Origin of the sequence: Pseudomonas sp. RL_15y_Pfl2_60 (genome assembly GCF_963970595.1) — a bacterium.
Taxonomy (GTDB): Bacteria; Pseudomonadota; Gammaproteobacteria; order Pseudomonadales; family Pseudomonadaceae; genus Aquipseudomonas.
The window spans coordinates 933,987-946,701 of the sequence record NZ_CAXAOE010000001.1; the positions used below are offsets into that span (position 1 = coordinate 933,987).

A 12,715-nucleotide genomic window follows, 5' to 3' on the forward strand; every position below is an offset into this window, starting at 1 on the left:
TCAGCGCAGTTTAAGAGTGGCAAGGCCGATCAACACCAAAATCACGGTGATGATCCAGAAGCGAACGATGACGCGTGGTTCAGGCCAGCCCTTGAGTTCAAAGTGGTGATGGATCGGTGCCATGCGGAAAACCCGCTTGCCGGTCAATTTGAAGGATGCAACCTGGATGATCACCGACAGGGTTTCCATCACGAACACACCGCCCATGATGAACAGCACTACTTCCTGGCGCACGATCACGGCAATGGTGCCCAGCGCAGCGCCCAGCGCCAGCGCGCCAACGTCGCCCATGAAGACTTGCGCCGGATAGGTGTTGAACCAGAGAAAGCCCAGGCCAGCACCGACCAATGCGGCGCAGAACACGATCAGCTCGCCAGCCCCCGGTACATAGGGAATCAATAGGTAATCGGCAAACTTGATGTTGCCCGACAGGTAGCAAAAGATGCCCAGCGCGCCGCCGACCATCACGGTTGGCAGAATGGCCAGGCCGTCGAGGCCGTCGGTCAGGTTGACTGCGTTGCTTGAGCCGACAATAACCAGATACGTCAGGATCACGAAGCCAGCGCCCAAAGGAATGCTGACATCTTTAAGCAGTGGCAGGATCAGTGTGGTTTCGACCGGCGTTTGCGCAGTCATAAACAGAAAGACCGCCGCGCCAAGACCAAACACCGACTGCCAGAAATACTTCCAGCGGCTCGGCAAGCCTCGGGAGTTCTTCTCGATCACCTTGCGGTAGTCATCGACCCAGCCAATGGCGCCGAACAGCAGGGTCACGGCCAACACCACCCAGACATAACGGTTGCTCAGATCGGCCCAAAGCAAGGTGCTGACGGCAATCGCAGAGAGAATCAGCGCGCCACCCATTGTTGGCGTGCCTTTCTTCGACAGGTGCGACTGCGGGCCATCATTGCGCACCGACTGGCCAATCTGACGGATTTGCAGGGTGCGGATCATCCACGGTCCCAGGCACAGCGACAACGCCAGCGCCGTGAGCACACCAAGGATGCCGCGCAGTGTCAGGTATTGGAACACCGCGAAACCTGTGTGGAACTGTTGCAGGTACTCAGCCAGCAGCAGCAGCATTAGTGTTTCTCCCCAGATATGCCACAAAGCGCCGCCACGATGTTTTCCATCGCGGCGCTGCGTGAACCTTTAATTAGAATTGTGGTGTCGCTGCTCTCGGCCTTTAAGGCTTCGATCAGACTGGCTTGATCGGCAAAGTGCCGGCCATTGCTTGCAAATTCTTCTACCGCGTAAGCCATCAGCGGGCCAACGGCGAACAGCGCATCAACCTTACCCTTGGCGTATTTGCCTACATCGCGATGGCTCTGCTCGGCCCAGCCGCCCAGCTCACCCATGTCACCCAGCACCAGTACTTTGTGCCCGGAGAATCCAGCGAGGATGTCAATCGCTGCACAAATTGAGGCCGGATTGGCGTTGTAGCTGTCATCGATTACGCGCATGCCATTGGCGGTCAATTGCGCAACAGCGCGCCCCTTGACCGGAAGCAGCGCTTCAAGCCCGGCCTTGATATCAACCAGCGGCACTGACAATGCACTTGCCGCAGCAGCTGCAGCCAAGGCATTGCCGACATTATGTTCACCCAGTACGTTGAGCTGGATACGTGCTTGCCCTTGCTCGCTGTGCAGGTGGAAGTTCGTGCAACCACGGGAGTCGCGCGCGATCTCGCTGGCGAAGAAGTCTGCCGCACTGTTGCCTACAGAGAAGCTCAACAACTGCTTGCCCTTGACCTTTTCAGCCCATATTGCGAAGGCTTTATCATCGCGATTAAGCACCGCAACGCCATCATCCCCCAGGCCTTGCAGAATCTCGCCCTTGGCCTCGACGATTTTTTCAGGCCCGCCAAACTCGCCCACATGGGCGGTGCCAGCATTGGTGATAATCGCAACCTGCGGCTTGGCCAGGGACACGGTGTAAGCAATCTCGCCCACCCCGGATGCACCCAGCTCGATCACCGCAGCCTTATGCTCCGGCCCCAGTTCAAGCAGGGTCAGCGGCGCGCCCAACTCGTTGTTCAGGTTGCCGCGAGTGGCCAATACTGCATCACCATGCTCAACAAAAGCTTCGCGCAGGATGCTGGCAAGCATTTCCTTAACAGTGGTTTTACCGCTGGAACCTGTCACGGCAACCAACGGCCCACCAAATGCCTGGCGATTAAGCGCGCCCAGTTGGCCCAAGGCACGACGTGTATCGGCAACGAGCAACTGTGGCAGCGGCGCATTTGCAACTTCACGCTCGACCAATGCGGCGACAGCCCCTTTGCCACTCACTTCGGCCAGATAATTGTGGCCATCGAAATTCGGCCCGCTCAGGGCGATAAACAATTGCCCCGGTTTGATCGAGCGGCTATCGGTGCCCACTGCAGCAAATGCGCAATCTTTGCCAATCAGGCGTGCATTCAAGGCGTCAGCAATTTCGCTTAGTCGCAAGGCCTTAAGCATGAGCCACCTCCCATGCAGACAAAGCCTTGGCCGCTTCTTGCAAATCGGAGAATGGCTGACGCAAACCGTTGATTTCCTGGTAATCCTCGTGTCCTTTACCTGCAAGCACCACCACGTCATCAGCCTTGGCAACGCTTATCGCCTGGGCGATGGCAACGCCGCGACCGGCAATAAATTGTGCGCTATCGGCATTCACCAAACCGTCACGAATATCGGCGAAGATTTGCTCAGGTTTCTCGCTACGCGGATTGTCATCAGTGACGATGACCTGATCAGCCAAGCGCTCAACCACCGCGGCCATCAGCGGGCGCTTACCGCGGTCACGGTCGCCGCCACAGCCAAACACGCAGAGCAGCTTGCCCTTGACGTGAGGGCGCAGGGCTTCGAGAACTTTTTCCAGGGCGTCCGGCGTGTGGGCGTAGTCGACTACAACCAGCGGTTGCTTGACCCCAGCGACTTCCACACCACCCAGGCGCTGCATGCGACCAATTGGGCCCTGCAGGCTTGGCAGCACTTTAAGAATTTCATCCAGCGCATAGTCCAGTCCGAGCAAGGCGCCAACCACTGCGAGCAGATTGCTCAGATTGAAGCGGCCCAGCAACGCGCTGCGCAGGCTGCCTTCGCCGCGCGGTGTAACCAGCGTCGCGCGCACACCGTGATCGTCAAACTGCACGTCGCGGCAATGCAGATAAGCATCCGCATTATCCAGGCTGTAGCTGATCAGACGCGACTCATGATCTTGCGCGGCCAGTTGCTTGCCGAACCCATCATCGAGGTTAATCACCCGGCAACGCAGGTTCGGCCAGGCAAACAGCTTGGCCTTGGCCGCGGCATAGTTTTCCATGGTGCCGTGGTAGTCGAGATGATCACGGGACAGGTTGGTAAACACCGCAACATTGAAATCAAGTGCAGCAACCCGGCCTTGATCCAGCCCGTGGGATGAGACTTCCATCGCCAGTGCGCGGGCGCCGGACTTTTTCAGGTCAGCCAGTACTGCCTGTACGCCAATCGGATCAGGCGTGGTATGCAGGCCTTGGGCAAGGCCGTTATAAAAACCATTGCCGAGGGTGCCTACAATCCCACAACGCTCGCCAAGCATATCCAGCGCCTGGGCCAACAACTGGCTGACACTGGTTTTACCGTTGGTGCCGGTGATGCCGACCATATGCAAGCCACGGCTTGGTTCGCCATAAAAGCGTCCGGCAATCGCCGACAACTGGCCTGCCAAATCCTTGATTGCCACCAGTTCGGCCTTATCGACGCTCATGTCGAAGGCTCCGCCCGCTTCATAGGCCACCGCAGCGGCACCACGCTCAAGCGCATCGGCGATATGCTCGCGACCGTCCTGGCTCAGGCCCGGCACCGCCAAAAACAGATCACCCGGCCTCACCTTGCGGCTGTCAAGTGTCAGCTCGCGGATCAAAACACTGCTGCTCGCTTTAGGTAACAGCTGATTAAGAGGCATTGGCATCAGCCGCGCCCTCCTTTATTCGATGTTGCATCAACTGTTTTCACATCTTCTTCAGATGGCAAATTGTCAGGTGTCACGTTCATCAAGCGCAGGCCACCGGCCATCACACGGCTGTACACCGGCGCCGAAACCAGACCGCCGTAGTAGCCATCTTTAGTGGGCTCATCAATCACCACGGCCAAGGCAATTCGCGGGTTATGCGAAGGAGCAAAACCGGCGAACAACGAGCGGTAGGAATGAGGGGTATAGCCCTTTGTGCCGGCTGTGGTCTTACGCGCCGTGCCGCTCTTGCCGGCCACGTGATAGCCAGGCACCTTGGCACGGTAAACGCCGCCCGGCGCTTCAATAACTTGCTGCAACATGCCCTGCACTGTCTTGGCGATATCTTCTGGAATAACCTGGACGCTGTCGGGTGTTTTATCGACGCGGATCAGCGACAAAGGCACCGAACGGCCGTTGTTTGCCAGCACTGAATAGGCATGGGCAAGCTGTACAGCGGTTACCGACAGGCCATAACCATAAGCCAGGGTTGCAGTCTCGGCCTGCCCCCACTTGCGATGGTTCGGCAGGTTACCGACTCGCTCGCCCGGGAAGCTCAGGCCAGTATCCTGACCAAAACCCACTTGCTGCATAACGCTGTAGATTGCTTCTGCGCCGATGTCGAAGGCGACCTTGCTGACCCCGACGTTGCTCGACTTGATCAGGATGCCGGTCAGGTCGAGCACACCGCTGTTACGCGATACATCGCGAATGGTGTACTTACCAATACGCAGCCAACCCGGCGCCACATTAACTGTATCGGTTGGCTTCCAGCGCCCTGTCTCCAAGGCAGCACTGATCGAAAACGGCTTGACCGTCGAGCCCGGCTCGAACACGTCGGTCATGGCCCGGTTACGCATGGCCGCCGGATGAATGGTGCGGCGGTTATTCGGGTTGTAGGTAGGCTGGTTGACCATGGCCAGGATTTCCCCGGTCTTAACATCAACCATTACCAGGCTGCCTGCCTTGGCGCCGAACTCAACCAGTGCATTGCGCAGCTCTCGATGCGCCAGGTATTGCAGGCGCAGGTCAATAGACAACGCCAATGCCTTGCCGGCCTTGGCGTTCTGGGTGACCTGCACATCCTTGATCAACCGGCCGCGCCTATCCTTGAGCACCTGACGCTTGCCCGGCACACCCGCCAGCCACTCGTCGAACGCCAGTTCCATGCCTTCACGTCCGCGATCATCGACATCGGTGAAACCGACCACGTGGGCAGCCACTTCCCCGGCTGGATAGAAACGGCGGAATTCTTCGATCGAATAAACCCCAGGCACCTTGAGATCGAGAATTTTTTGACCTTGCTCCGGCGTCAGGCCACGCACCAGGTACATAAACTCGCGCTTGGCGTTAGCTTGCAGGCGCTTGGCGAAATCATCCGGCTTTTGCCCCAGGGCTTCAGCCAAGGTCGGCCACATGCTTTTGGCGCCTTGCAACTCCTTACCATTGGCCCAAAGGGTGGTCACCGGCGTACTCACCGCCAACGGCTCGCCATTGCGATCAGTCATCAGGCCGCGATGGGCAGGAATTGGGATATGGCGAACGCTGCGCGCATCACCGTGCGCCTGCAAGAAGTCGTGATCGAAAATCTGCAGGTCAACGATGCGCCAAACAATTGCACAGACCATCGCGGCCAAGAGCAACAGCACAAGGCGAAACCGCCATGGATAAAGAGCGCCTTCGAGCTTGATCATGGCTTCACCATGCGCACTTCTGCGGCGTCGGGGATGCGCATGTTCAGCTGTTCGCTGGCCAGGGTTTCAATACGATTGTGTGCAGTCCAGGTGCTTTGCTCAAGGATCAAGCGCCCCCACTCGGCCTGAGCCTTGTCGCGCACACTCAACTCAGCATAAAGCTCGTTGAGCAGTTGGCGATTCCAATGCGCGCAATACGACACCGCCAGTGATGAAGCCAGCACTGCGATAAACAGCACCAGCATCAACAGGCTGCCGCGCGGAAAGGATTTCGCCACGCGCAGGTTCATCGCAGCTTCTCCGCGATACGCATGACCGCGCTGCGTGAGCGCGGGTTCGCCTTGAGTTCGGCTTCAGAAGCAAATACCGGCTTACCGATCAGTTTCAAGCGTGGCTCGAAGGCTTTAGGAATAATGGGCAGATCACGGGGCAGCTTGTCCTGCTCGCCCTTGGCGTGTTTACGCATGAACTGCTTAACAATCCTGTCTTCCAGCGAGTGGAAGCTGATCACAACCAAGCGCCCACCGACTTCTAGAGCGTCCAAAGCAGCGTCAAGCCCGAGCTCCAAGTCACCCAACTCGTTATTGATATAGATGCGCAAGCCTTGGAACGCACGAGTCGCCGGATTCTTACCTTTCTCCCATGCGGGATTGGCAACAGTCAGCACCTGCGCCAGATCAGCGGTGCGTTCAAAAGGCTGCTCCGCGCGACGCATGACCACGGCGCGCGCCATGCGCTTGGCGAACCGTTCTTCGCCGTACTCTTTGAAAACGCGAGCAATTTCTTCTTCGCTGGCACTGGCAATCCACTGCGCCGCACTGACGCCACGCGATGGATCCATGCGCATATCCAGCGGGCCATCGTTGAGGAAGCTGAAGCCACGACTGGCATCGTCCAACTGAGGCGAGGAAACACCGAGATCGAGAAGAATGCCGCTGACCTTACCCGACAGGCCGCGGACAGCGGCCTCGGCAGAAAGTTCCGCAAAACTTCTCTGTACAACGACAAAGCGGCCGTCTTCGGCCGCTAGCGCTTTCCCCGTGGCTATTGCCAGGGGGTCCTTATCAAACCCCAGCAATTGGCCATCAGGGCCGAGCGAGTCAAGGATAAGCCGGCTGTGCCCACCCCTGCCGAAGGTGCCATCGATATAGCGACCACCCGCGCGCACAGCCAGCCCCGCGACAGCCTCGTCGAGCAGCACTGTTATATGGCGAAAATCGCTATTCATAGTCACAGGATCAAGTCACGTAGATCGTCAGACAAAGCACCCGGTTGCTTGATGGCTGCCAAATCGGCATCTGCCACTGCATTCCAGGAGTCTTCATCCCACAATTGAAATTTATTGAGTTGGCCGACCAACATGGCGCGCTTGTCCAGCTTGGCGTATTCGCGCAAGCGGGGTGGCACCAGAAAGCGACCGCTGGCATCGAGCTCAAGGTCAACCGCATTACCGATCAACAAGCGTTGCAAACGACGGTTTTCTTCACGAAAGGAGGCAAGCTCACGAAGTTTGGCTTCGATCAGCTCCCACTCGGTCAGTGGATACACACATAAGCAAGGGTCAATCGCATCAATCGTGATAATTAACTGGCCAGCACAGCGCGACACGAGCTCGTCGCGATACCGGCTTGGCATCGCGAGTCGACCTTTTGCGTCGAGACTTATGGTGTTGGCTCCACGAAACACGATTGCGTTTCCCCTTGTTATTTAGCTATCCATGCCCAAAAAACCCACTTTTCGCCACTTCTTACCACCTGCGCACACTATAGGAACGCGCATGCCCCACCGTCAAGGTGCTTAAACAGGGAAAAACCCTTATAGAACGGAGATTTAGCGAATTTTACGAAGGTGGGAGAACAGCTTAAGTCGACATTCAAAGACTAAATGCCAGCGCATACACGCCACTGCGCTTCAAACTTAAAGTAGTTTGTTAAGAGTAAGATTATTTAGGTATTAGAACCGCCAGGAAGGACACCAAGCGTACTACCAGGAAGAAAGGTGGAGAGTCGATCTGTAAGCCGGGTTCTGTCGAGGACAGTCATTCCTCTACGACGCACATCACTGTACGCCTTTAGCAACCTACCCGGTTTCAGCGCGGGCCACGCCAATGAAACCCTATTTGGTCTTGCTCCGAGTGGGGTTTGCCTAGCCACGGACTGTTACCAGCCGTGCGGTGCGCTCTTACCGCACCTTTTCACCCTTACCGGCGCCGAAGCGCTTAGGCGGTTATTTTCTGTGGCACTTTCCGTAGGCTCACGCCTCCCAGGCATTACCTGGCACTCCGCCCTATGGAGCCCGGACTTTCCTCCCCCGCACCTTGTAAACAAAGCGCAGCAGCGACTGTCCGATCGACTCTCCGCCGACTAGGGTAATTGCACTTGCACATTAGAACAAGCGTAACCGAGCACTGGCGCGGTAAAAACCCGATATTCACGACTCAAACCACGGCGCACAAACTGAACACAAGCCGCAAAATCAACGCCATTTTGCAATTACTTCGCCGATTGACGCTCCAGCGCCAACTGATAGAGCAGGTTTTTGCGCACGCCGGTGATTTCAGCCGCCAAAGCTGCCGCGCGCTTCAATGGCATCTCCTTTAACAACAGGTCGAGCACGCGAATCGCTTCAGCACTGACCGCGGCCTCACCTTCCGGTGCTTGCCAGCCAGCGACCAGCACAACACATTCGCCACGCTGCTGGTTACTGTCCGCCGCCACCCACGCACTCAGCTCAGCCAGCGGCGAGCCCTTGAGGGTTTCGAAGGTCTTGGTCAGCTCACGCGCCAACAGTGCCGGGCGCTCATCGCCAAAAATCGAGCGCATATCCTCAAGACACTCGGCAATACGGTGTGGCGCCTCATAAAAGATCAGCGTGCGCGGCTCCTCTTTCACTTGTTCAAGGCGTGAGCGACGGCCCACCGACTTAGCCGGCAAGAAGCCCTCGAAGATAAAGCGATCCGACGGCAAGCCCGCAGCCGACAGCGCAGCGATCAATGCACAGGCCCCGGGCACCGGCACCACGGCGACACCGGCGGCACGCGCCTGGCGCACCAGGTGATAGCCAGGATCGGAAATCAACGGCGTACCGGCATCGGAAATCAACGCAACATCTTCCCCCGCCTGCAAGCGCTGCAAAAACTTACCGCCATGATCCCGCTCATTGTGCTCATGACAGGCCGCCAATGGCGTAGATAGACCAAAGTGCTGCATCAGGCGCGCCGAATGCCGGGTATCCTCTGCAGCAATAAGCGTCACATCGGCCAGCACCTTCAAGGCACGGGCACTCATGTCATCCAAGTTACCAATCGGCGTGGCAACCACATAAAGCGTGCCCAAACCTGAACTCAACGCATCTGTAGAAGTCACTGCACAGGCCTTATTTATCACTAAAACGCGCATTGTAGCCCGTTTAGGGAATCTTCTGAAAAAAGTAGCGAGCGCCGGGAGTGCAAGGCGAAAAGGTGCGAAAAGCGCAGTTTAGTGGCCCTAAATGAGCATTTTGAGCATTTTTTTCAACGCAGCAATACCTAGCGCAGTCGTTTTTAAGAGATTCCTTAGCGCTGCCGAGATCGCACCTTCGGCATAGCTTGGGTACAATTCACCCCTCATTTGATCAAGTATCAGGAACGCTTACATGATCGCCCGCCTGCGCCCGCTTCTCCTCCTTTGCCTTGTCGGCTTGCTTGCCGCCTGTGCCAGCTCATCAAACTCTGTCGGTGAACTACCGCGCACACCTCAAGCCAGCATTGAGCAATTGCTCCAGCAGGCTGGAGATGCGCAGACCGAGGAAGCCAACTTATTGCGCCTGTCTGCAGCAGACCAGGCCTATAAACAAAAGGATATTGGCCGCTCCAGCAGCATTCTTGAACAAGTTCAGCTTGAAACGCTCAAGCCAGCCCAACAGATATTCGCCAGCACCCTTGCTGCCGAGTTGGCATTGGCGCGGAAAAACCCCAAGGCCGCCCTTCAAGCGCTTAGCCACCCAAGCTTCGAGCGGCTTGGTGAACTGCCGGTCGAGCAACAGGTGCGCAGCCAACTGACCCGCGCCAAAGCACTGGAGCAAGACGGCCAACTGCTTGCCGCAGCCCGCGAACGCATCTACATCGCCCCTCTGCTCAGCGATGCGACGGCTGCAAGCAACCACGAAGCGATCTGGGCGCTGGTTTCACGCCTGCCTGCCGACCAACTGCAAACCACCGGCGATGCCGACCTGACTGGTTGGCTGGCACTTGCCAGCGCATCGAAAAGCGCAGTGACCCTTGAACAGCAGCAAGCCGCCATTGATAACTGGGTCGCCACTCACCCAGCCCACCCTGCAGCCGCGCAATTACCCAAGCCCCTGCAAGACCTGAAACAGCTGTCGAGCGAACCCATTGGCCAAATTGCCCTGCTCCTGCCCCAAGAAGGCAAGCTTTCCAGTGTTGGCCGTGCTCTACGCGATGGTTTTATGGCCGCGTACTACCAGGCCCAGCAAGCGGGTGAAACCCTGCCTGACGTGCAGATCTACGACAGCTCACGCATCAGCTCCATGGACAGTTTTTACCAGCAAGCGCAAAGCGCTGGTGCGCAACTGGTGGTTGGCCCACTTGAAAAAGAACTGGTAACTCAACTCAGCAGCCGCGAACAACTGCCCATCACCACCCTGGCCCTGAACTACAGCCAAAGCGAACAAGAAGGCCCAGCGCAGCTGTTCCAATTTGGTCTTGCCGCTGAAGATGAAGCACGCGAAGCAGCACGGCGCGCCTGGTCTGACGGCATGCGTCGCGCAATCGCGCTAGCACCGAGCGGCGACTGGGGCAATCGCGTCCTGGCTGCGTTCCGCCAGAGCTGGGAAGCCCAGGGCGGCGAACTGCTTGCAGCACAGAGCATCGCCCAACCCGTTGAGCTAGCCCAGCAAATCGGCAAGTTGCTACAACTGCGCCAAAGTGAAGCGCGCAGCAAAAGCATCGAGGAAAAACTTGGCACCGAAGTCGCTGCACAACCTTCGCGCCGCCAGGATGTTGACTTCATGTTCCTTGCCGCCACGCCGCAGCAAGCACAGCAAATAAAGCCAACATTGGTGTTCCAGTACGCAGGAGACATGCCGGTCTACGCCACATCCACCCTCAATAGTGGCGTATACAACCAGGCCCAGTACCTGGACATGGAAGGCATCCAGTTCGCTGAAACCCCATGGATGCTCAACACTGACGATCCAACTCGCCAACTTGTAGTCAACCAATGGCCTCAAGCAGGCGGCAGCCTCGGCCGTCTCTACGCAATGGGCGCTGACGCCTTTATCCTGGCACCGCGCCTGGAGCAACTAAAGGCGCTGCCTAGCACACGAATCGACGGCCTTACCGGCAGCCTCAGCCTGGACGCCCAGCAACGGGTTGTGCGCCAACTGCCTTGGGCACAATTCACTGGCGGCCAGATCCAGCGCCTGCCCGACACCCCGCTTGATTGATCGCACCAGCAGCCAAAGCAGCGGCAACGCTGCCGAGGCGATGGCTTGCCAATACCTCGAGAAACACCGCCTGCGCCTCATCGCAAAAAACTGGAGGTGCAGGAGCGGTGAGCTTGATCTGGTCATGCTCGACATCGATACAGTAGTATTTGTCGAAGTTCGCTATCGCCACCACAACGCCTGGGGCGGCGCGACAGAAAGCGTTGATAGGCGCAAGCGCGGTAAACTCACGCAAGCGGCCATGACCTTTTTGCAACAAGAATCACGCTGGAACCAACACCCCTGCCGCTTTGATGTTGTCGCCATAAACCCCGACAGCAAAGGCAAGTTGCAATTGAATTGGATTAAAAATGCGTTTGATACCTGAACAACTTAGCCATTCATTGTCACAATAAGGCAGCCCCAACTCGCTTAAACCTCTGCACCCGCAAAACTTAAGGTGACATCTTCGATGGATATGCAAGCCCGTATTCACCAGTTATTCCAAGCCAGCATCGACACTAAACAGCAGGCAATGGAAGTCCTTGCACCACTCATCGAGCAAGGCAGCATGGCGATGGTTAACGCCCTGCTGAACGAGGGCAAGATTCTCGCCTGTGGCAATGGCGGCTCGGCTGGCGATGCACAGCACTTTTCTTCGGAGCTGCTCAACCGCTTCGAACGTGAGCGTCCAAGCCTGCCAGCCATCGCATTGACCACCGACAGCTCGACAATCACCTCGATTGCCAATGACTACAGCTACAACGAGATTTTCTCCAAGCAGATACGTGCACTGGGCCAACCTGGCGACGTACTCCTGGCAATTTCCACCAGCGGCAACTCAGCCAACGTCATTCAGGCCATTCAGGCCGCGCATGATCGTGAAATGACTGTGGTTGCGCTCACCGGCCGCGATGGCGGCAACATGGCCTCGCTGCTGTTACCCGAGGATGTGGAAATCCGCGTTCCGGCAAAATCCACCGCACGCATACAAGAAGTTCACCTTCTGACCATTCACTGCTTGTGCGACCTAATCGACAGCCTACTATTTGGGAGTGAAGAATGATCCGTTCACCACTGGCTATTGCAGCACTCGCGCTAACCCTTCTGGTTAGTGGCTGCAGCAACCGCAGCATCGGCAATTCGATTGACGACAAACTGCTCGACCCTGACGTGCGCAGCGCCGTGCAAAACGCCAGCCCAGACCTGACCAGCCCGACGTCGCATATCGTTGTCAGTAGCTATAACGGCATCGTACTGCTGGCCGGCCAAACCCCGCGCGAAGAACTCAAGCAAACTGCCGAAAAAGCAGCCAACAGCGTTCAAGGCGTGAAGAAGGTCTACAACGAACTGCAAATCCTGCCACCGACTTCATTGATCGCACGCAGTAACGATTCGCTGCTGACGGCGCAAATCAAAACTGAAATGCTTGCCAACAGCAACGTACCCAGCACCAACATCAAGGTGATAACCGAGAACGGCATTGTTTACATGCTGGGCCTGGTAACGCGCCAGGAGGCCCAGAGCGCCGCGCAAGTAGTACAAGGCGTGTCTGGTGTGCAGAAGATCATAAAACTGTTCCAGTACATCAACTAGCACCTTGCAGGCACAAAAAAGGCGATCTT

At 57.2% G+C, this 12,715-nt stretch carries 12 protein-coding genes and 1 other RNA gene; 4 read left to right on the forward strand and 9 right to left on the reverse strand.

What is annotated here, in order from left to right:
• From mraY to rsmI, 9 genes are all read right to left on the reverse strand, one after another.
• Complete coding sequence (gene mraY / locus AACY26_RS04405; protein WP_339511330.1) at positions 1-1,083, reverse strand: phospho-N-acetylmuramoyl-pentapeptide-transferase; 1,083 nt, start codon at positions 1,081-1,083, stop codon at positions 1-3.
• Positions 1,083-2,462, reverse strand: a complete 1,380-nt coding sequence (locus AACY26_RS04410) for a UDP-N-acetylmuramoyl-tripeptide--D-alanyl-D-alanine ligase (protein ID WP_339511332.1) — start codon at positions 2,460-2,462, stop codon at positions 1,083-1,085. The genes mraY and AACY26_RS04410 overlap by 1 nt, the downstream gene beginning before the upstream one ends.
• Positions 2,455-3,933: a UDP-N-acetylmuramoyl-L-alanyl-D-glutamate--2,6-diaminopimelate ligase gene (locus AACY26_RS04415; protein ID WP_339511334.1), complete on the reverse strand. Its 1,479-nt coding sequence runs from the start codon at positions 3,931-3,933 to the stop codon at positions 2,455-2,457. The genes AACY26_RS04410 and AACY26_RS04415 overlap by 8 nt, the downstream gene beginning before the upstream one ends.
• Positions 3,933-5,666, reverse strand: coding sequence for a peptidoglycan D,D-transpeptidase FtsI family protein (locus tag AACY26_RS04420; protein ID WP_445261271.1), 1,734 nt, complete (start codon positions 5,664-5,666; stop codon positions 3,933-3,935). The genes AACY26_RS04415 and AACY26_RS04420 overlap by 1 nt, the downstream gene beginning before the upstream one ends.
• Positions 5,663-5,956, reverse strand: coding sequence for a cell division protein FtsL (gene ftsL, locus AACY26_RS04425; protein WP_339511336.1), 294 nt, complete (start codon positions 5,954-5,956; stop codon positions 5,663-5,665). Before ftsL ends, AACY26_RS04420 begins: the two co-directional genes overlap by 4 nt.
• Complete coding sequence (gene rsmH, locus AACY26_RS04430; protein ID WP_339511338.1) at positions 5,953-6,894, reverse strand: 16S rRNA (cytosine(1402)-N(4))-methyltransferase RsmH; 942 nt, start codon at positions 6,892-6,894, stop codon at positions 5,953-5,955. Before rsmH ends, ftsL begins: the two co-directional genes overlap by 4 nt.
• Positions 6,895-6,896: 2 nt before the next feature.
• A complete protein-coding gene (mraZ, locus tag AACY26_RS04435) occupies positions 6,897-7,352 on the reverse strand; it encodes a division/cell wall cluster transcriptional repressor MraZ (RefSeq protein WP_010489877.1) in 456 nt (151 codons plus the stop codon).
• 312 nt (positions 7,353-7,664) lie between these two features.
• An RNA gene (gene rnpB / locus AACY26_RS04440) (RNase P RNA component class A) lies at positions 7,665-8,022 on the reverse strand.
• 136 nt (positions 8,023-8,158) lie between these two features.
• Complete coding sequence (gene rsmI, locus AACY26_RS04445; protein WP_339511341.1) at positions 8,159-9,064, reverse strand: 16S rRNA (cytidine(1402)-2'-O)-methyltransferase; 906 nt, start codon at positions 9,062-9,064, stop codon at positions 8,159-8,161.
• Positions 9,065-9,299: 235 nt separating this feature from the next.
• Here rsmI and AACY26_RS04450 point away from each other — a divergent pair, with 235 nt between their 5' ends.
• The 4 genes from AACY26_RS04450 (at position 9,300) to AACY26_RS04465 (ending at position 12,686) form a co-directional block, all read left to right on the forward strand.
• Entirely contained in the window at positions 9,300-11,111 is a 1,812-nt protein-coding gene (locus AACY26_RS04450) for a penicillin-binding protein activator (protein ID WP_339511343.1), read from the forward strand.
• A complete protein-coding gene (locus AACY26_RS04455; protein ID WP_339511345.1) occupies positions 11,104-11,478 on the forward strand; it encodes a YraN family protein in 375 nt (124 codons plus the stop codon). Before AACY26_RS04450 ends, AACY26_RS04455 begins: the two co-directional genes overlap by 8 nt.
• An 84-nt stretch (positions 11,479-11,562) precedes the next feature.
• A complete protein-coding gene (locus AACY26_RS04460; protein ID WP_029529668.1) occupies positions 11,563-12,156 on the forward strand; it encodes a phosphoheptose isomerase in 594 nt (197 codons plus the stop codon).
• A complete protein-coding gene (locus tag AACY26_RS04465) occupies positions 12,153-12,686 on the forward strand; it encodes a BON domain-containing protein (protein ID WP_339511353.1) in 534 nt (177 codons plus the stop codon). The genes AACY26_RS04460 and AACY26_RS04465 overlap by 4 nt, the downstream gene beginning before the upstream one ends.
• Positions 12,687-12,715: the final 29 nt, after the last annotated feature.